The organism is Paenibacillus sp. FSL H7-0326, from assembly GCF_001955535.1.
GTDB classification, from domain to species: Bacteria; Bacillota; Bacilli; order Paenibacillales; family Paenibacillaceae; genus Paenibacillus; species Paenibacillus shunpengii.
On record NZ_MPVN01000001.1, the window covers coordinates 673885 to 691689 of the forward strand.

The window sequence follows — 17805 nt, forward strand, 5'->3', positions numbered from 1 at the left end:
CTCCCCAGGAAGGTTTTGATCATTTCCGTATGTCGTTCTAAACCATTGGCAGTCTTCGCATTGACATTCTTCTGTTGCTCTCATTCCCTTTCATCCTCCCCTTTAGCTGGTTCCAGAGCCTAATATCCTCGGTAGGCCTTTTCCGCTTTTTCTCGGATATTCTCGGCAGCGGCGTAGCTCCGTTCTTCCTCTTCTTGATCATCAACTTCGGCTGAAAAATTAGCCATGTCAAACGCTCTTATTAAAAGCTGTAATTCATAGTCTGAAAAGTAAACTGACTTCCCCATCCCTGTTATCTCTCCCTTACTTGGATTATGGATATATTCGGCCCCCACTGGCGTTAAGCTTATTCGTTCGTCTCGGAGGCCTTCGGCCAATGAATTACTTTTTCTCTTCTGTCCACGAAAACAAGACTTCTGCATCTCGCCAATATTCCGGTATTTCCGCATCGCTTCGGCGGTAAGTAATCAGAGCAACCTCTCTCTCTTTTTTACGAACCTCAACTTTGTGCTGAGAGTATTTATCCCAAGACTTCATACAATAAGCCGTAACCATGAATCCATCACTGCTGTGTGATCCTATCTTCTGTACATCTGCAAACCGTTCGTTTTCGATTCTAAATTTGTCAAAGTTTTGTATATGCACCTTGTTCGCTCCTTCGTCTTTTTCTCCGAGTCGACCGAATCCGCTTAACAAAGTGGCGGCCGTATATAGGGTTTATTTCCTCCCAGGGAAAGAGGCTGATAGCCTCAATCCTCTTCAACGTATTTCCAGTCTGCTTTAATGTTTCCGCTCCATAACCAGTCATCGAAAGCTGCATTTATGTGTTTCAATCTGTCTGATGTGCTTAAACCTTCTAGTTCATCATCTTTTATTTCTACTGTCTCTTCACGGTCAGATGATTTAACGCTGAATTTGAATTTTGCCATCTGTTATCTCTCCTTTAAGGCTGTAATATATTATCCGGCTGCCGCTTCGCTAGGTGATTCGGTCGCTTCGTTGCCCTTCGGCCCTTCACGTTCCGCTTTTAGTTCTGCTGCTACCGCTTCGCAAAATCTAGGGAATAACTTATCTGCAAAAGCTTTTTCAGATGCCGTATAGCCATGGACCGAATATTCATGAGCGTCATAAAGATTCGTTTGCTCATACCATTGGCTGAATCCCTCACGGAAGTAGAAGTCAATGCTGTCTAACAAATTCCATTCTTCCCGAGCCTCTTCTTCAGTGAAGGAACCTGAACGCCGCATCTGAACTATCGTCTTTCTAATTAATTCCTCTGTCTTATCTCCTTGGTATTCTTTTCCTCTGGATGGAGCACATTTACCAAGAACATAATAAGCATCTTTATGGTCAAAGAAGTCTCTGAAATCATTACATCCAGTATTTCTAAGCGGCCACATGTAAGCATAATTTCCGTAGTCAGTCACTGCTGCAAACATACCTGTTGAATCAAGTAAGAATATCCCCCAGCCCTCAATCTCATCCGTGCTTGGTATATAGTAACGCCAAAACTTTACGTCCTTCATCGCGCTATTACTCCTTTGTCTTTTTCTCCGTCCCGACCGAATATGCTTAACGAAGTGTTAGCCGTATAGGGTCCTTTAAGGCTGTATAGCCTAAAAATTGAATTCAACTTGACCATCACTCTCTTGGTAAGTCAGTTGCTGAAGCTCTTCCTCGTACCGCATGACCCTCTTCTTTGCTGAATCAAGCCATCCCTCATAGAGCGGCATGATATGACTAAGGATGTACTCAATTCGACCTTCGTGATGCTTGGCTAGTTTCTTGCTTGACTTGGATTCTCTTTCGATCTCCTCGATCACTCGATGTAGTTCCTCGATCTCTTCTGTGTTGAGTTCTACAGATGCACGAGATTGGAACAGAAAGTATTCCACTTCAGCTTTCCTATCTTTATTCATAAGCTCACCCTATCTCAGCACAGTTGCTCTCATGGCATTCTGGGCAAGCTGGCTCTTCCAGATCTTCCGGTACAGCAAACTTCCGTTTACACTCTTCACATTGGTATTTGATCCAATCTTCCATGTGTTTTCTCTCCCTTACTAGGCTCAATTAGCTGCTTGCTTGAACTCTTCAAGCTTTCTGTTAACAAACTCTTTATATCGATCAAAGCCATTTTTTATAGTTATTTCTGCTCGAATAACAGCTAAATTGTATTTAATGTGCCTAGCTATTACCGCGCCTACTGTTACATCCGAGACTATCCAAATATCAATTTTCGGGTCATGGTATATAAAGAACTCATAATTCCCGTGCTTGAAAGCAATTTCTCCAGTAACTTCTCTGTACTCTCCGTTAATCATTCTGATTGCAAATGTCCGTGGGTTACGGAGTTTTCGTACTGGTTTAGGCTTTTTCGGTTTAGCAGGTTTCCTAGTTTGAATCCGTCTCCGACTTTTGTAATCCTCAGACAGCAAATCTAGATCAATGTTTGTTTGCTTCCGGATCAAGTCAAAAGTTTCTTCATAGTGCTTTTTATGTTCTGTCATGAAATCGAGTCTTTTACAGTTTTCAAGTTGCTCGTACCAATATGGTCTGAACACCGTAAGATAACGATGATCAATGAACTCAGCCACTAAATGACGAACCTTAGTCACATAAAAGAATGGAACTTCTTTTTTATTCTTCTGAGCTTCAGCAACTCGTTTATAGAACTTTTTAATAAGCCGTTTCTTCATGGATTCAACTCTCCTTTAAGCTGTAGTAGCTCTTAATTTGTAATCCAATCCGAACTCTTCATTGATCTGATTCAGATACACTTCGTACTCAGCCAGCGCTATTTTCAGAGCATCATCCGATGCAATCGTGTCAAAGTTCACTCTTGTCCCTTTACTGTTTGGTTTAAGCCACTTCTTCGGCTGCATCCGATCATTAATCATGCCGAGCCACATCCGCGCTTTAGATTGAGCATAGGTTTTTGCGTCGACCTTATGAGTAAGGTGCTTAAAGTTCATTTGTCCGCCGACCACTTGAATACTGTTTATCTTTTCTTTTTCACTCATTTATCTTCTCTCCCTTATTAGGCTGTATCAACCGTTCTTTTTGATTAACTCATCTATAGATATAGGGAACTTCGATTCGATTAAAGTTAATATTGCTTTGGCATATTCTTGTATTTCCTTCTGTGCATCGTGTTCCAGACGTTGATTAAGGAAGTGGCAAATAGATTGAAGCGATGCGGTCCAGTACCAACGGACGTACATTCCGTATGCAGGAAGGAACAGGCGGGCTTGCTCGGCACATACTCCGCTTTTTATAGCATCTTTGTATAACTGCTCTCCTTGACTGATATAGGCTTTGAGAAATGCCATATACATAAACCCTTCTTCTTCATCTATTGGTTCGCCCGATCCCTGTTTGCTGTTTTCTGGAGCACTGCGCCATTCGTCCGGTTCAGGAATGTAGAATGCCGGTTCCTCAGTGACATAACGTCTGCTTGACTCATTCCAAGCGTCTAGGCTGTCTCCTGTGCCTTCCATATGCGCTGAACCGATCTGATACTTCCACCATTGCCGCGCGACCATTAGCGGGGCATACACTTCGAATTGCGCCATCGCATGCCTGAACGGACTCGTATGTCCTTCTCTCGCCAGGAATTTGATTAAGCTTACATCACGATCAGATAGTTCCTTTGATTCTTTTGCGTAACTGACGCGGGCTGCATTCACTACCGTTAAATCACTGCCCATTACATTGACCAGTCTCACGTACCCTTTATCAAGGACATTGATTGTATCGTTCATTTTGTTTTCTCTCCCTCGTAAATTTCTGCGGATTGTCTGCGTAGCTCATTGATTATTTTTGGTTCCGGAGCGTATTTTGCTTGCCATCCATTTGGTTTAACAATCTTGCCTTGCTTGTCGTATCTCGGCTTTCCATCCTCATGTAACTTCCCCATGTTCGCAGCATGGACGATATCGAAAAATGGTTCGGGTTTAATTCCCATAAGAGTAAATGTGCCTACTGCAAAGTAGATTAGATCAGTCAATGCATCAACTTGTTCATAGGTGTTCTCGGCTTGCATAAACTCGATTAACTCTTCAAGCATCCATGAAGCTCTTTTCATTACTTCACTGGAGATATTGCCGTTTTTCATCCGTCTACAAGCAGCCAGTAACTCAAATGCTGTATCCTTCAAAATCAATCTATCGTAAGCAGTGCGCCCTCTTTCTAATATGCACGGCATATCCGGCATCTTTTGATTGAATGCTTCGTGAAACTCTTTCACTTGGTCATACTGCTTATTCATTTTTATCTCCCTCTCAAATGGAATTTGTAGAACTGGTGTTTGGTTAGAGGGCAGCAGAAGCCCGAGTTTCCACTACCCCACTTGCTATGCTCTTTTCTTCGTTGCTGTAGGCGCTAGAATCGCTTCTACGACCTCTTTCTGGTACTTAGTTGTAAATACTCCACTGCGAACTGAACGAGCTATATGAGCCAATACGAAAGCGTCACGGACGTTGTTAGAATTGTGTTCGAAAGACCAATGTCTCAAAATTGGTATGATCATGTTTTCCTTACTGGCATTTCCCTTACCACTTGCATACTTTTTAACTTGAGTTGGAGCAACTTCAATCCATTTAATATTCTGTCTGTATAGTTCCAATCGGATCGCATGGCCCAGGCCGAATTGATAGTCAATTGACCGACCCTTTGAGTTATAACTGAACCCTTCAATTGCGATCACATCATTTGGTTCAAGATTGTTAAATATTTCATCTATAATCTGATCAATTTGAACTGTTGTATCTTCTTCTGAAGATGTGATTTCGAATCCGTCCAGGTAATTTCCGTTCCTATCAAGCAGCACCATTCCTGTTTTACTGCTAGGGTCAATCCCTACATATCTCATTGTGCGATCGCTCCTTCGTTTTTAGCTTTATTTCTTAGGTATGCCGCTTGCCCTAATCGTCCGACTTCTTGCGGATTCATCATCGGTGTTGTGCTTGCTTTTTCTTTGCTCCATTTGTATTTATGAACTCGATTGTAGTAACACTGTCTTGTGATTCCGTTAGACAAGGCCTTAAGCACCCATTCGTTGAGAGCTGTATTATCTCGCACTGGCCTAGTAATGGCATCTTCTATACTCCAACCTTTTATTTTCACTCGATTGTCTACCAATTTTTTATTGATCCCGTTAGCTTCGGCTGTATCGTACTGTTGTGGAGTTATATATATTCTCATGCGCCTTTCCTCCTGTTCTTTCCGCCTTTCCCTTTGGCTTCGCGATTCTCTGAAATTTGATCAATCATATCTACCAGTTTGCTTCTAACGTAATTCTCTCGATACTCTGGAGGGATCTTGGCTACTCCAGCTTCTTTAGTCACTACCGAAAGTTTGTGGTCCACTTTTTCAAGTAATTCGTATATAGGCCATTCAAACGATCCAAAAATTTCATCCATCGTGGCCTCATGATCTTTTTTGGGCTTTGGCATGTCTCCTTCACTCCCTGACGTGTAATGATTTCTTTTGTAGCTTCGATCCGTATGTCATAGTCTAGAAATTCATCTGCTGCTATTGAGTTAAGTTCTTCATCGTTCAATCTACTCATCATGGTCATTGACCTTCGTTTAACCGTTTGAGAGCATCCTCGCGGCGTTTAGAGGTTCCTTTGTTTTCATAGATGTCTACGCTGCCCAGGATCCGGTCAAATAGTCTTCCTTGTTCGTCCAGAACGTTTCCGGACTTATCTTTGTAAAGCCACATTTCCAGTTGTTCTAAGTTGAGGTTAGTTGTGAAGTTGGTTAGCTTCCCTTGTCGTCCGTTCAAGATCGGGAAGAGTAAGTCTTTATATTCGAATTCTGTCAGGCTCCCAGCTCCCAACTCATCTAGTGTGAGAAGGTCACAAGAGACTGCAGCACTTACAATGTCGGTGATTGATACTTTAGAATGGTTTTTGAATGTCCCTTTTGCTATTTCCACCAGCTGCGGAAAGTCTAAGAAGAGACAAACATATCCTTGATGGTCTAAGGTGTGGTGCGCTGATGCTGCTAGATGGCTTTTTCCGTTCCCTGGTGGCCCGTAGGCGAGTATTCCAGTCTTCCGGGACTCATAAGTCCTTACGAACTCTTTGAAGGCTGAGAGGACAGATTCTGTGCCCTCTCGCTTTATGAAATTTTGAAACGTTGCTTGTTTAAGATTGTCGTTCATGATACTTCTTGAAAAAACTCGTTCCATCTTGCCTTTGCGGTATCTTCGATCGGATTCTAGTTGCTCTCTTTCTCTTTCAGCTACTACACAAGGACAAGCTGTGCTGATACCATATTTCTTGATAAAAGGTACATAAGTGCGTTTTATTTCTTTCTTGCAGCCGAGACAACAGTATGTTCCTTCGTGAGGATCATCTGCGAACAAACTGGTCGTATTTCGAACCGACTGTTTCTGCATTCTCTGATGTTCCGACTCCAGGTTTTGTAATGCTCCAAGGAATGGATTCATTTTTCCGTTCCTCCTCTAAATAATCTTTGTAGCGCTCTTCGTTTAAAAAGGTCTTAGGATGTTTGATGAATTGAGTTTCTGTCTTACGAAGTTCACATTGCTTTTTATAATTTTGAGAGCATTGAATGATAACGTCTGGATCTTCTTTCTTGGTTACTGTCTTCCAAGTTTTGAAGCATTCCTTTTTTCCGATCTTTCGAGGATAAGAATTCCAGAAGATTTCAAATTCAGGAGTATATATATCTTCTTTATTTTTCTTATTCTCATTATTAATCTTATTTACATTATTGTTTGTGTTCACTTGTTGTTCAGTTGTTGTTCGCTTGTTGTTCACTTGTTGTTCATTCTGTTGTTCACAGTCTTGGTATTCAGACCATGAAACCAGCGTCACTAAGCGGTTTTTACTGCTTGTTAGTTGTTCAATCTGTTGTTCGTTTTCGAACGATTTTAGAATTCGTTGCACCTTACTCTCTGAAATCTTCAATTTCTCAGATATTGATTTTCTACCGGTGATTAACTGCCCTGGTTGAAGGGTTATTCGTTCACCGGAGAAAAGGGCCGGATACTCCGCGTGCGCAGCATTTAGCAGTAAGTAAACCCACACTGCCATATGGTCACTGTCCTTGCACACGATCGGATTATCCAGCATTTTACGGTGCATGCTAATCCAACCCTTTCCGGCCATTTCACCACCTACTCAGTCCACCAATGCCGGCCTTCACCGGATGTGTAATATTCTATTAATTCCGCACGTTTCTGAAGCTTCCAGGCTTTACCCTCAGCCGTTTCATCAGCCCATTGATGACAAGTGCCTGTTTCTGACTTAGGGCCACACAGAATGGCTATATTCCAAGGCTGACCACCTTCACCATACTGACTAGCGTTTATCATGTGAGCACGATTAAAGCCCATTTCAGGATTGCTCTTACCGCATTTTTCACAGACCAAGTATCCTTCTGGTTCAACCGTTGCTCTACGCTTAACTTCATTGCTGCATTTATCTGTAATAGCCGTATGACGGCCTCTTTTGGGTTTAAGGCGGTTCTTTCGTACTTGTTGTTCTTTGCTATATGCAGGCATAACATCACCTCTTATATGTCTGTTTGATACTTGAGAATAGTCTGTAGTGCTGATACCTGTACTTTAATAGCGTCAGCTGCTTCTATACCGGCTTTGAATCGGGTTTCTGCATAATCTCTTTGGAATAAAAGATCAGCAACATTTCCTTTTGCTAGATCCGGTATAAGAGTAGCTGGGAAACCATCAGACTTGAGTTTTAGAATCTCCTGGGCTAGAGCAGAACGGTAATTCCGTTCCGCCTCTGCCTTTTCCTTACCAAGTCCAAACAGTGCATCAGCCGAGTTACTGAGGCGCTTAGAAGCAGCGTGTATTTCTTGTGTTATGTCAGTTATGTGCATTGGTCACCTCAAAACGGGAGTTCAGAATCTGGTATGTCAATTGGTCTACCATCATCTGCAAACGGATCGTTTCTTCTTGAAGAGTTATCGCGGTTCGATTCCAGGAAACGAACATTCTCCGCAACCACTTCCGTGATATATCTTCTGCCGTTTTCCGACTCCCATTGTCTAACTTGAATACGTCCTTCGATTGCAACAAGTCTTCCTTTACCGCTATATTCAGCTGTGTTCTCAGCGGATTTACCCCACATAACTACTGGTAGAAAAACGGTGTTTTCCTTGTCTCCAAACCGATCATTTATAGCGATATTGGCATTAGCCACTGCTTTACCATTAGGCGTGTACTTCAGTTCAATATCGCTTGCCCATCTTCCAATTCCAACAAATCTATTTAGCATCTATTTGCTCCTTCCCAGCCTTCTCAAGCCGTTCGCATAATTCGTCATATTCTTTCTTGGTTAGGTCCATTGCATCTGCTTTACGATAATCCTGAACAATTGATTTTTTTACATCTGCTACAGAGAAGCCTTTATTGTTCGCTATAGCAAAGAGTCTTTTAACTTGAGCCTCGGTTAGCTTTTTAGGTTGAAACTCTACTTCGTTACCTACTGCAGTATTGCCGTCATCATCCTTTTCCGTTGCGATTCCAAGCATTGCAGATAGGGAGTAACGCTTCATATAAGTGATCTGACCACCCAAATCTTGCATATTCGGACTTGCTGGTACTCTGAGAGCTTCCGATTTTACCCACTCACCAGATTGGTGTACAAACATAGTTGTTACAGAAACCACATGAACACCAGGACTATCCATTAGCGTATAGGCGTCTTGGATGATAGATAAGCCTTCATCCTTGAAAACTTCGCGTACAGCAGTGAATATGCCGTCCAAATCGGTATAAGAAAATGAATAATTGCCACCAGACTTCGTTTTAACAGTTACATTTGTGTTGTGCTTAGGCGTTTGGATTTTACCCCATGCAACAACTAGCGCCTTTGAAATCTCTTGATTGGATTCAGAGAAGATCATCGGATACTCAACCCACTTTCACCGTACACAAGCTCCAGTCCATGAAGCTTCTCACCAGCCTTAAGAGCTTCCATAGCTGCAGTCTTATCGACTTCTTTCTTAACTTTGATCAACTCAGAAGGCACAGCATCAATATTGGTCACCTCTACACGTTGCCGCGGCTTAGTAAGGGAAACAGTGAACAATTGACCCTTATGTTTATCCAAGTTCAAACGGATCATATTAATCTTCATAGCTTCCTTCATACGAGTAACTTGGTTCTCCAGAGAAGTCTTGCGCTGTGACAATCGGACAGTTTCAGCTTTAATAGCCTCAGCTTCCACTTCAAGAGTCTTGATCACCTTACAGTAGCCTTCCAATTTGTCCGAGATTACGCCTTCCATACCTTGCAGCATTTCTGTATAGTCCACGCCTTCAGCGCCTTCATAAGCCATTTCAAGCAAGGTTTGATATTGTTCAGTAAGTTCGTATAAGTTCATGGGTATTTACAACCTCCTGGAATTGTGGTATTTTTGCCGTAACAAATTTTTGATAATGACTACTCAAAGACTATGGTTGCCGCCATGGTCTTTTTTCGTTTCTACTTCGTTAAGAACAGTCTTCAATAGATCAATAGTCTTGTTTAGGTCATACTTAAAAAAGTCAGCGATCGCTACAACTACATTTTCCCTGGAGTTTCCTTTAGGGTCTGTTTCTGCGTCGAACCTTTCTAGCGTCTGGATCGCCTTTCTCAGCTCCTTCTGCATTGAATCCCACTCCTTTAAGCTTTTTGCTCAAATTCTCATACTCACGCCGTTGTTGTTCAGATGTGAATTCAAACTTTGGATGCTTACCCTCTCGAACTTTTCCTCCAACAAAAGCCAGTGCAAAACGGTCTTCTAAAGCGTCACTTGCCTTGATTCTGATTGTGGTAATCAATTCATTCACCTGCCGTTATTTCATAGGCGCCCATTATCACAGCAACACATTTGAAGCTGCAGCATAGTGCATCGCCGTAAGTTACTGCCTTTTCACCTTGATAAATTTCGTTCCCACAAGTTTCATTGGCGCAATATTCAATTACATCAGCTTCTTGCGGATCTGGTAAACCTTGTTCAAATCTGTCCATCTTCTCTAGCTCCTCTCAAAAATAGTAGGACAATCGCTGTATCAAAAAGAATCCACCATGTTAACCAGAACAGCATTTATCCTCTCTCCCATCTTTGTTTGTTTAACTCCGCAACCTCTTCCAACTCCTTGATACGTTCCTTTTTGTTTTTCGCTCGCCATTCCTTAACTAGAATTTTCATACCGTCACCGCCGCTGTGATTTTGTTTGCAGCATCACTGATTTCTTTGATGCATTTCTCGCAAATTTTACGTCCATAAAGGTGAACAAAGTTTTCTTCCTCTGAATCACATACATAACAACCAGGTTGATACTTTTTGATAATGATTTTGTCTCCATCTACATAGCACTCCAGTGCATCCCGATCATCAATTCCTAAAGTATTGCGAAGTTCCTTTGCAATTACCAAACGACCCAAACTATCAATTTTCCTTACGATTCCAGTTGATTTCATATTTTTCATCCTCCAATTATTTTTCAAATGATTTTGCAAGATCATCAAGCGCTTTACATACACCATGTTGCCATTCTGTATCACCTGTTCCGTATACCAAGAACGATAAATTCTTAAGTTCATCTGTCGTGCGAACCACTTCTAAATTCATCCGCAATAAGGCTTCCAGTAGGTTCACAGGGATACTTTTAACGTTGATCTTTCCTGTCTTAGGGTCTTGGTTATAGAACGCTATTTCAGCTAATTTGCGATGTGTAGGATGGATAGTGATTTGATTCATGTTGATCACTCCATTCCGTTTTGTTATGCAGTTCTAATCGCACTTAGTAACAACCTAAATGTTTCTCTACCCTTTGGAGTAACTAAGGTTTGCTCTCCGGCCTTACCGTTGCGTTCCCATTCTTTCATTTCAAACAACTTCGGTACGTGGTCAGCGTAAGGCTTCAATTTTCCTCTGGCATCTCTGTAGATATATCCCTTGTCAAGGAGCCAACTGATGAATTCCTTTTCTTTGACTTTCAGTTCCTTTGCGGTATCTCTGAAGCTGGTCAAAAGGTTTCTGTCTACTAGAGCGTCGAAGTAATCTGCTTTCGGCTGCATAATGGAAATTTGTTCATTTGCCTTGCGGACTGTTTCTAATGTTGCTCTGAAGATCAATTTTGTTTGTTCATCCGCATGCGGTAGATAAGTTGAAACGAACAAGTCATCATTTGCAACGTAACCGCCAGTCTTTCGTATAGTAGGTAGGACATCCGATGTAACCCACTTCTTATATGCTTTTGCTTTCTCTCTGATCTCAGGGTTGTTACCTTGTTTAGCAGCCCCAAAGATTAGGGCATACAAACCTGATTCATTGATGAATTTCTTTGCTTGCCTACGACCTATAGAATCAATGACCTCCTGGTCCGTTAGATCATCTTCATCAACGTGGTTTGGCAATGCAGTGTATGGATTTAAGAAACCCAATGCTTTAGCTGCCTCAGTTGCTCCGAACCATTCAACCCCATTGACTAAAAGGACAGGCAATTCCCCAAACATTTCGTTTTTAAATATCTGTGTTTGATTCATTTCACTCCTCCTTTACTCAATTGCTCCTGTTCATCCATCCACTTATCAAGTGAGGCTAAGCGGAAACGAATTTGTTTTTTAGAGGCATTCTTACTACCGTACTTCACAGTCGGAATCTGTTCCTCTTTGACCATGATGTAAAGAGTGGATTGAGATATTCCGGTGTACTCTGCTGCCTCTTCAATGGACACGGTCGCTTTACTGATTCTGGCGTTGTACATTTCGCTCACTTGTTCCTCGATCCAAGGCTTGATTTCTTCAACCAATCGACCCTTTATTTCTTCAATGAAATCAACGGTGGTCATCGCTATTCACAACCCCTCATGAATATGTCTAAAATTTAGACATTTACGTCAAAAAAATATTGCGTCAAAAATTTTGACATGGTATACTTCAGATAACAAAACAAGTTAGACGGCATCTTCAAAAACCTCTTCAATTGTCGCATTAAAATAACGAGCAATTGAAAAAGCTAATCTGAGTGTAGGATTGTTTCGACCCCTTTCAATCCCACGGATATGACTTTCCGATACACGAAGATCGGCAGCCATTTGCGCTAAGGAAACCCCTTTTTCCAAGCGCATGGATTCAAATTTAGTTCTGGTACACATTGATAATAATCAACTCCCTTATGTCTTAATTTGTGACACCCTCATATTATCACGTCTAAATTTAAGACGCAAGGTTTTTTTGAAAAATAAAATTTAAAATGATATGGGTGGTATAAAATGACGCATGCATCTGAAAACAGGATGCTTATCGGTAAAAGAATAAAAGAACAAAGAGAAGCTAAAGGTCTTTACCAAGATGTATTGGCTGAAATGATTGATACTAAAAGAACTAACGTCGCCAACTATGAGTCAGGAACTACAGCTCCCCAACCATATATGTTAGTTAAAATAGCAAAAGCGCTTAATACTACAGTTGATTATCTTGTAGGCGCTACTGATAACCCTAGTGTCAGAAATGACACACCTAGTGAAACAATCGAACTATCTAATTCAGATCTTCAATTGTCTCTTGATGGACAAATGCTAACTCCACAAGAAATTAAGCTTATTACTACAATGATCCGTACTACCAGATCATAAGGAGGTTTATTATGGGATGGGTTGAAAAACGCAATAACGGATATAGAATGGTTGTTGATGTGCCTGACATGTTTGGAAAACGCAAACGGAAAACTAAGATGGTATACACCAATTCAAAACGCCAGGCGGAGAAGGAATTAATCATATTCGAAGCTGAACAGATGAAGACGGTTGTAAATCACAAGAATATTAAATTCAAAGACTTTATTGAGCAATGGAAAGAACTGTACGTTAATAAGCATTTAGAAGAAACGACCAAAATGAACTACATTAGTCACATTGATAAAAGAATCACTCCTGTTTTTGGTGAAATGTATTTGCGTGACATAACGACACTTCAATTAGTCACTTTTATAGATGGATTAAAGAAAATAAAAAAGCCGCAAGAAGACGCTGGGCAAGCAACAAAACTTTACGTTTACAGAGTTCTACGCAGTATGTTCAATACTGCAAGCGAATGGTACGACCTTGATCCTAATCCGATGAAAAAGGTAAATAAGCCCAAGGAAAATGAAAATAAAAACGTCAACACTTATACCGAAGAAGAATCTATTAAAATACTCAAAGCTCTACAACATGAAAACATTCAATTTAAGACAATGATTACTCTTGCCTTTACTTCTGGAATGAGAAAAGGTGAATTGTTAGGCTTAGAATGGAAGCGCGTTGATTTAACTAACAATTTAATTCATATAGAACAATCAATTCCTATTGTTCGAAAAGGAGAAGCCGTAATAAAATCTCCAAAAACTAAAGGATCTGTCAGGACCATAGCGATCCCTCAGTATGTAACAGAGGAGCTTAAATTGTACAAGGAATTCTATTATAAAGAAAAAGCGGAATCTGAAGAATGGTACAGCGAAAGGGACTTTCTTTTTTGCAACCTGAGATATAAAGGTTTTATAGGTAAGCCAATGTATCCGAAAGTAATTAGTGAAAGGTGGAAAAATTTCATTTCAAAAGTTGAAGGTGTGAGAAGGATAAGATTTCATGATATCCGCCACACTTCAGTTTCGATTTTGATTAACCGCGGCATCCACGCAAAAGTCATTTCTAATTTAGTCGGGCATTCCAAAATTGGTACAACCATGGACGTTTACGGACATCTAATGAGAACTGCAGAGATAAAGGCAGCCGAAACGTTTGGAGATGTGTTCAATACACCAACTTCTTAAAGGTGGGATTATGGGTGGCAAAAAAGGTGGCAAATTCAAAGTATCGTTAAAATCAAACGTGATAATACCTCGGAACAAAATAGATAAAACCCAATAATAATAAGGGTTTGTGAAAACTAGAAAATACTAGTGAAACGCAAAAATATCCTCTCCCATGATAGGACGTCTCGAAAGAGGCGTCCGAATAAAAGCCTGCCAGGACGCCTGGCAGGCTTTTATTTTTTATTTGGCTGATACTAACTTAAAAATAACGGGTCTTGGCTCAATCTTATCAACAGTAAATCAAAGAATACGGCTTAAGAAGAGGATAACACCAATGACTGCCAAGAGAATCAACAGATTAGATACTTCTCTCCATAGTGACGGATAACCTTTTTCATGCAGTTCCTGTTGTTTAATCTCAAAATTGGCCTTTGCACTATAGGGATCAGCCGGCTCCGTATAGGGCCTGTTCTGTTCCTGAAGCGGATCATTCATAGGTCTCCACCTCCATTAGGTTTTGAACCACATATCAATCCATACGCACCTATATGGAAACCGTTTCTATTTTATACCCTTATAACGGTAAGTCGGCTGTCCTTTCACGCCGGGTTTCACTCGAAATACACCGCCAGCATGCGGAGTCTTGAGCAGCTGCTCCTCACTAAGTCCATTACGAGCCGTCGTGATATACAGCTCATCCAGTTCTTCTCCTCCAAAACAGCAGGAGGTCACATTGGAAGCCGGCACTTCGATATGCTGAATCAGGCTGCCTGTGTTCGGATCCCAGCGAGATACCTGGGAACCGCCATAGTGTGCCACCCATATCATCCCTTTTGCATCTACCGTCAACCCATCAGGGAAGCCGGTTCCTTCCGGCAGAGAGAACAAGGTTACACGATTCGAAATTTCACCGGTATCAAGATCAAAATCAAACTGATCAATACGGCCTGTCGGTGTATCAATATAGTACATCTTCTTATGATCTGGGCTGAACCCGAGACCATTAGAGAGAGATACCTCCGTTAGCACGGTTTTGACTTGACCATCATTCATTAGACAATACAATGCGCCCTGATTCTTCTTGTCAGTTAGACTCATCGTCCCTGCCCAAAACCGACCGTTCGGATCACATTTTCCATCATTAAACCGGTTATCGTCCCGATGACTTTCCGGATTGTGAAGCAGGGTAAGCTTCCCCGAAGTCAGATCATACCTATGAAACCCACTTTTTAAGGCAACCATAACATGATCTCGATCATAGGGAACAACGGCACCAATATGCTGACCCATCTCATGCACCGTGTCCTTTCCGGAATCCGGTTCATAAATATGAAGCTTATACCCTTCAATATCAACCCAATACAAGCGTTTCTCTTCTGCATCCCAGCTTGGTCCCTCTGCAAGCCTTGCCTTTGCGTCAATGACCAGTTCTACTTCTGTCATCCAATCCCTCCTTATTTATTCCAATCAAAACCGATGCTGTTCAAGAAGGCACGTGCCAGAACCATATGTCCCGTGTGGTTAGGATGTACGCGGTCCCAGGCAATAGCTCCTGGGTACAGCTGCTTCCAAATGGGTTCATATGCAGCCTGTGTATCTACAAATACGGCATCATATTCCTCAGCAACACGTTTGACAGCAGCGCCGTACAGATCCATCGTCGAGCGCATGGGATCTTCTACACTTGGCTCCAGGTAATAAGGTGTCATTAGGACAAGACCCTTCACCTGAGGACGCACTGAAGCAACCAGCTCACGTAGAGTAGCCTCATACTCATCCAGAAACACATGAAGCTCTCTTCGCTGCGGACTGTCAAACTGACGCCATACGTCATTGATCCCAATCATTACAGACAGCCAGTCCGGCTGAAGATCAAGTACATCCTCCTGCCAGCGATTTTTCAAATCCCTAACATTGTTTCCGCCTATCCCTACATTGATTACACGAGTATTTAATTCCGGATATACGCTTTGGAGCAAAGCATCCACATTGTATACATACCCATTTCCAAGCCCCATGCTTCCTTCGCCTACGGGACGAGTTCTACCGCAATCCGTAACCGAATCCCCTATAAAGACCAATTTATCGTTCTGAGCCAACTTCATACCTTCCATCTCCCTATCCAATATTAAATCACAGCTTATGTAAATCACTTGCAGTAAAGCAAATAGACTAAGGCAGCGTTTACAGTATTGTGTTTCTCAAGAAGAAAATTACCAGCCCTGCTGCTTAAGCCAGGATATACACAAGCCTTTCCATCGGCCTGTAGTCTCTTCCATCTCCTCTGCGAGCCCGAGGCCATGACGTCCTGCTTCAAATACATGCAGCTCATGAGGCACTCCTGCTTTGGTCAAAGACAGTGACATCTCCAGACTGTTCTGCAGCGGAACGGCCGCATCCTCGTGGGTATGCCATATGAAGGCAGGCGGCGTCTTACTTGTTACCTGGCGTTCAGTACTGTATTGTCTGACCAATTCCTCATCCGGCTTGTCACCAAGAAGTGCATCTTTTGATCCCTGATGACCGTATTCCTCCATGGTTATGACAGGATAACACAGCACAATGCGATCCGGCCTTGAACTAACCCGCTCGAGCGGATCAACGTTCTCTGGATCTCCCTCCACCCACATCGTTCCTGCACTTGCCGTCAAATGACCTCCAGCGGAAAAACCGAGCATCGCGATCTTGTTCGGGAGAATCCCATACTTATCACTGTTCGCTCTTACATATTGAACGGCTCTCCTTGCATCTGACAGTGCTGCTGGCTGACGATGAGGGTTAATTCGGTATTTAAGGACAAAAGCCGAAATGCCTGCTTGATTGAGCCACTCCGCAACAGGCCCGCCTTCATGATCAGCTAAATGACAATATCCGCCGCCAGGACACACGATAACACAGCTGTCAGCTCCCTCCACCAGATAAGGTGTTAATGTGGGAGAATCATCTTCCAATCCAGCGGCAGCATACGGCGGCACTCCAGACCATAGATTTATAGATTGCACAGCCATCCCTCCTAATCTAATAAAAGAATAATTTTCATTCATCATCCTACATTAAATCGTTTTCATCAATCATTATTTTAGCTCTAGTAGAGCGTTCGGAAATGCTCGGGGGTAATTCCTTCAATTCTCCGAAAAGTAGCAACAAAATGACTCGCATCACGGAAGCCTACTCTGCCAGCCGTCTCCTTTACGGTTAGATGAGGCTCAGAGGTCATGATCTCCTTGGATTTACGTATTCTTTTCAGAATAAAATAGCTGTACGCTGTAATGCCAAATGACTGCTTGAACATCATATTCAAATATCTGGGGGAAACTGAGAGCACCTCCGCCATTTCCATAAGCCCAACACCAGGATCACTTATCTTCTCTTCCATAAATGACAGCAAGGGAGCCAATCGATCCATAGCATGTGAGAGGGAGAGCGTATTGCCCGTCGTCCCATGCTTCTTCAGCAGCAGTAAGAATCGATAGATGTCTCCTGACGCGTCCAGCCCCGTTAGATCAAAATCGCTGCCGATGGAGTCAAGAACCCTTTTGCCATGAGTCTGGAGCTCCGAGCTCACTTTCCACTGATAATAAGCAGATTCCTGCAAGTCCAATGAGGATAGGATCGCTGCTGCCTGCGGACCGCTGAAGGTAATATATATCGTTGACCAGCCTTCACCTCTCCCGCTGTAATGGTGCGGCACATTAGGAGCCAGCAGGATTCCCGTCCCTTTAGGAAGTGGATAGGTTCTGCCCTCAAATGAGAATGCCCCCTCGCCGTCTACCGTTTGCAGCCAGTGATAACAGGGATAGCCAGCAGGCCTTTCAATCGGCTCCTGATTGTTGTTCTCTCCTATGCTTTCTATAAACAGAGGCAGCGGTTGCTCCTTCCCTGTCATGAAAAAACGCTGATGGTCTTTGCTCAGCCACATATCTTTGGTACCTCTACTTCCATATTATTATATCATCCATAACAATTCTTATATTTTAAAAATATAATTCATATTATATGATTGAATTATTCTTATACAAGAGGTG

Annotated in this window: 33 protein-coding genes; 2 read left to right on the forward strand and 31 right to left on the reverse strand. The window is 42.2% G+C overall.

Annotated elements, in window-relative coordinates; translation table 11 throughout:
• Positions 1-119 precede the first annotated feature (119 nt).
• From BK126_RS29265 to BK126_RS03200, 26 genes are all read right to left on the reverse strand, one after another.
• On the reverse strand, positions 120-287 hold the full coding sequence (locus BK126_RS29265) for a hypothetical protein (protein ID WP_179085503.1): 168 nt from the start codon (positions 285-287) through the stop codon (positions 120-122).
• A 94-nt stretch (positions 288-381) separates the two neighbouring features.
• Positions 382-645, reverse strand: coding sequence for a hypothetical protein (locus BK126_RS03080; protein WP_143757659.1), 264 nt, complete (start codon positions 643-645; stop codon positions 382-384).
• 104 nt (positions 646-749) lie between these two features.
• The gene (locus BK126_RS03085) at positions 750-929 is read right to left on the reverse strand and encodes a DUF7167 family protein (RefSeq protein ID WP_076311235.1); all 180 of its coding nucleotides are present in this window, start codon (positions 927-929) and stop codon (positions 750-752) included.
• 30 nt (positions 930-959) lie between these two features.
• Positions 960-1526: a phiTE_072 family protein gene (locus BK126_RS03090; protein ID WP_076311236.1), complete on the reverse strand. Its 567-nt coding sequence runs from the start codon at positions 1524-1526 to the stop codon at positions 960-962.
• Positions 1527-1616: 90 nt separating this feature from the next.
• A complete protein-coding gene (locus tag BK126_RS03095) occupies positions 1617-1919 on the reverse strand; it encodes a hypothetical protein (RefSeq protein ID WP_076311237.1) in 303 nt (100 codons plus the stop codon).
• A 147-nt stretch (positions 1920-2066) separates the two neighbouring features.
• Positions 2067-2696, reverse strand: a complete 630-nt coding sequence (locus BK126_RS03100) for a hypothetical protein (protein ID WP_076311238.1) — start codon at positions 2694-2696, stop codon at positions 2067-2069.
• 15 nt (positions 2697-2711) lie between these two features.
• Positions 2712-3020 carry a hypothetical protein gene (locus tag BK126_RS03105; RefSeq protein WP_076311239.1) on the reverse strand — a complete coding sequence of 103 codons (309 nt, stop codon included), beginning with the start codon at positions 3018-3020 and terminating at the stop codon, positions 2712-2714.
• Positions 3021-3047: 27 nt separating this feature from the next.
• On the reverse strand, positions 3048-3761 hold the full coding sequence (thyX, locus tag BK126_RS03110; RefSeq protein WP_076311240.1) for an FAD-dependent thymidylate synthase: 714 nt from the start codon (positions 3759-3761) through the stop codon (positions 3048-3050).
• Positions 3758-4267 carry a pyrophosphohydrolase domain-containing protein gene (locus tag BK126_RS03115; RefSeq protein ID WP_076311241.1) on the reverse strand — a complete coding sequence of 170 codons (510 nt, stop codon included), beginning with the start codon at positions 4265-4267 and terminating at the stop codon, positions 3758-3760. The genes thyX and BK126_RS03115 overlap by 4 nt, the downstream gene beginning before the upstream one ends.
• An 84-nt stretch (positions 4268-4351) precedes the next feature.
• Positions 4352-4870, reverse strand: a complete 519-nt coding sequence (locus BK126_RS03120) for a crossover junction endodeoxyribonuclease RuvC (protein ID WP_076311242.1) — start codon at positions 4868-4870, stop codon at positions 4352-4354.
• Complete coding sequence (locus tag BK126_RS03125) at positions 4867-5202, reverse strand: hypothetical protein (RefSeq protein ID WP_076311243.1); 336 nt, start codon at positions 5200-5202, stop codon at positions 4867-4869. The genes BK126_RS03120 and BK126_RS03125 overlap by 4 nt, the downstream gene beginning before the upstream one ends.
• Positions 5199-5453 carry a hypothetical protein gene (locus BK126_RS03130; RefSeq protein ID WP_076311244.1) on the reverse strand — a complete coding sequence of 85 codons (255 nt, stop codon included), beginning with the start codon at positions 5451-5453 and terminating at the stop codon, positions 5199-5201. The genes BK126_RS03125 and BK126_RS03130 overlap by 4 nt, the downstream gene beginning before the upstream one ends.
• Positions 5454-5574: 121 nt before the next feature.
• Positions 5575-6456, reverse strand: a complete 882-nt coding sequence (locus BK126_RS03135) for an ATP-binding protein (protein WP_083655693.1) — start codon at positions 6454-6456, stop codon at positions 5575-5577.
• Entirely contained in the window at positions 6359-7141 is a 783-nt protein-coding gene (locus BK126_RS29270) for a hypothetical protein (protein WP_076311246.1), read from the reverse strand. The genes BK126_RS03135 and BK126_RS29270 overlap by 98 nt, the downstream gene beginning before the upstream one ends.
• Before the next feature lie 8 nt (positions 7142-7149).
• Positions 7150-7536: a hypothetical protein gene (locus BK126_RS03145; RefSeq protein WP_076311247.1), complete on the reverse strand. Its 387-nt coding sequence runs from the start codon at positions 7534-7536 to the stop codon at positions 7150-7152.
• Positions 7537-7547: 11 nt separating this feature from the next.
• The gene (locus BK126_RS03150; protein ID WP_076311248.1) at positions 7548-7874 is read right to left on the reverse strand and encodes a hypothetical protein; all 327 of its coding nucleotides are present in this window, start codon (positions 7872-7874) and stop codon (positions 7548-7550) included.
• A gap of 8 nt (positions 7875-7882) precedes the next feature.
• A complete protein-coding gene (locus tag BK126_RS03155) occupies positions 7883-8272 on the reverse strand; it encodes a single-stranded DNA-binding protein (protein ID WP_076311249.1) in 390 nt (129 codons plus the stop codon).
• The gene (locus BK126_RS03160) at positions 8262-8903 is read right to left on the reverse strand and encodes an ERF family protein (RefSeq protein WP_076311250.1); all 642 of its coding nucleotides are present in this window, start codon (positions 8901-8903) and stop codon (positions 8262-8264) included. Before BK126_RS03160 ends, BK126_RS03155 begins: the two co-directional genes overlap by 11 nt.
• Positions 8900-9382, reverse strand: coding sequence for a siphovirus Gp157 family protein (locus BK126_RS03165; RefSeq protein WP_076311251.1), 483 nt, complete (start codon positions 9380-9382; stop codon positions 8900-8902). The genes BK126_RS03160 and BK126_RS03165 overlap by 4 nt, the downstream gene beginning before the upstream one ends.
• A 202-nt stretch (positions 9383-9584) precedes the next feature.
• Entirely contained in the window at positions 9585-9821 is a 237-nt protein-coding gene (locus BK126_RS28980; protein ID WP_143757660.1) for a hypothetical protein, read from the reverse strand.
• Between the two features lies 1 nt (position 9822).
• Positions 9823-10011: a hypothetical protein gene (locus BK126_RS03175; RefSeq protein WP_076311253.1), complete on the reverse strand. Its 189-nt coding sequence runs from the start codon at positions 10009-10011 to the stop codon at positions 9823-9825.
• Between the two features lie 177 nt (positions 10012-10188).
• Positions 10189-10464: an AbrB/MazE/SpoVT family DNA-binding domain-containing protein gene (locus BK126_RS03180; protein ID WP_076311254.1), complete on the reverse strand. Its 276-nt coding sequence runs from the start codon at positions 10462-10464 to the stop codon at positions 10189-10191.
• A 16-nt stretch (positions 10465-10480) separates the two neighbouring features.
• Entirely contained in the window at positions 10481-10744 is a 264-nt protein-coding gene (locus BK126_RS03185) for a DUF7667 family protein (RefSeq protein WP_076311255.1), read from the reverse strand.
• 23 nt (positions 10745-10767) lie between these two features.
• Positions 10768-11532 carry a phage antirepressor KilAC domain-containing protein gene (locus tag BK126_RS03190; RefSeq protein ID WP_076311256.1) on the reverse strand — a complete coding sequence of 255 codons (765 nt, stop codon included), beginning with the start codon at positions 11530-11532 and terminating at the stop codon, positions 10768-10770.
• The gene (locus BK126_RS03195; protein WP_076311257.1) at positions 11529-11837 is read right to left on the reverse strand and encodes a helix-turn-helix domain-containing protein; all 309 of its coding nucleotides are present in this window, start codon (positions 11835-11837) and stop codon (positions 11529-11531) included. The genes BK126_RS03190 and BK126_RS03195 overlap by 4 nt, the downstream gene beginning before the upstream one ends.
• Before the next feature lie 105 nt (positions 11838-11942).
• A complete protein-coding gene (locus BK126_RS03200; protein WP_076311258.1) occupies positions 11943-12143 on the reverse strand; it encodes a helix-turn-helix transcriptional regulator in 201 nt (66 codons plus the stop codon).
• A gap of 117 nt (positions 12144-12260) precedes the next feature.
• On the opposite strand from BK126_RS03200, the gene BK126_RS03205 reads away from it, so the two are divergent.
• Together BK126_RS03205 and BK126_RS03210 are read left to right on the forward strand one after the other, a co-directional pair.
• Positions 12261-12623, forward strand: a complete 363-nt coding sequence (locus BK126_RS03205; protein WP_076311259.1) for a helix-turn-helix domain-containing protein — start codon at positions 12261-12263, stop codon at positions 12621-12623.
• An 11-nt stretch (positions 12624-12634) separates the two neighbouring features.
• A complete protein-coding gene (locus BK126_RS03210; RefSeq protein ID WP_076311260.1) occupies positions 12635-13798 on the forward strand; it encodes a tyrosine-type recombinase/integrase in 1164 nt (387 codons plus the stop codon).
• A 282-nt stretch (positions 13799-14080) separates the two neighbouring features.
• Here the strand turns inward: BK126_RS03210 and BK126_RS03215 are convergent, their stop codons facing one another.
• From BK126_RS03215 to BK126_RS03235, 5 genes are all read right to left on the reverse strand, one after another.
• Positions 14081-14275, reverse strand: a complete 195-nt coding sequence (locus tag BK126_RS03215; protein ID WP_076311261.1) for a hypothetical protein — start codon at positions 14273-14275, stop codon at positions 14081-14083.
• 66 nt (positions 14276-14341) lie between these two features.
• Positions 14342-15223 carry an SMP-30/gluconolactonase/LRE family protein gene (locus BK126_RS03220; protein ID WP_076311262.1) on the reverse strand — a complete coding sequence of 294 codons (882 nt, stop codon included), beginning with the start codon at positions 15221-15223 and terminating at the stop codon, positions 14342-14344.
• A gap of 11 nt (positions 15224-15234) precedes the next feature.
• Positions 15235-15885: an SGNH/GDSL hydrolase family protein gene (locus BK126_RS03225; protein ID WP_076311263.1), complete on the reverse strand. Its 651-nt coding sequence runs from the start codon at positions 15883-15885 to the stop codon at positions 15235-15237.
• 108 nt (positions 15886-15993) lie between these two features.
• A complete protein-coding gene (locus BK126_RS03230; RefSeq protein WP_083655694.1) occupies positions 15994-16788 on the reverse strand; it encodes an alpha/beta hydrolase in 795 nt (264 codons plus the stop codon).
• 77 nt (positions 16789-16865) lie between these two features.
• Positions 16866-17699 (reverse strand): AraC family transcriptional regulator, encoded by an 834-nt coding sequence (locus tag BK126_RS03235; protein WP_076311264.1) that lies wholly within the window; start codon positions 17697-17699, stop codon positions 16866-16868.
• Positions 17700-17805: the final 106 nt, after the last annotated feature.